Here is a 509-nt window from a genome sequence, read left to right on the forward strand (position 1 = left end):
ATTACAGTTGGGGTTAGATGAATTAGGTGACGTTAATTTAGGGGCTATTTCAGAATTTGACCGGGTTAACGAACGCTATGAATTTTTGGCTAAGCAACAAGACGACCTCTTGGCTGCCAAGGCCCAACTAGAAAAGAGCATGCAGGAAATGGATGGCGAAGTTAATCGCCGCTTCAAGCAAACCTTTGAAGAGGTGGGTCAGGCCTTTGAAGAAATTTTCCCTGCCATCTTTGGTGGGGGCCGGGCTAAGCTTAGCCTAACAGATAGTGATTTACTGACGACTGGGGTAGAAATTATGGCCCAACCACCAGGTAAGAAATTTCAAACCCTAACCTTGTTGTCCGGGGGAGAAAAAGCTTTGACTGCGATTGCCCTATTATTTGCTATCCTCAAAGTTAGACCGGTACCGTTTGTGGTTTTAGATGAGGCGGAAGCAGCCTTAGATGACGCTAACGTCGTGAGAGATTCGCAGTACCTACAGAATTTTGAAGGAAAAACCCAGTTTATTG

Annotated in this window: 1 protein-coding gene; it reads left to right on the forward strand. The window is 45.4% G+C overall.

What is annotated here, in order from left to right; all coding sequences use genetic code 11:
* Window positions 1–509 (forward strand): hypothetical protein (locus tag H6A28_RS14850; RefSeq protein WP_239465393.1); only part of this gene is annotated, 509 nt, incomplete at both ends.

It is taken from the genome of Bacteroides mediterraneensis, assembly GCF_016900355.1.
Taxonomy (GTDB): Bacteria; Bacteroidota; Bacteroidia; order Bacteroidales; family Bacteroidaceae; genus Phocaeicola.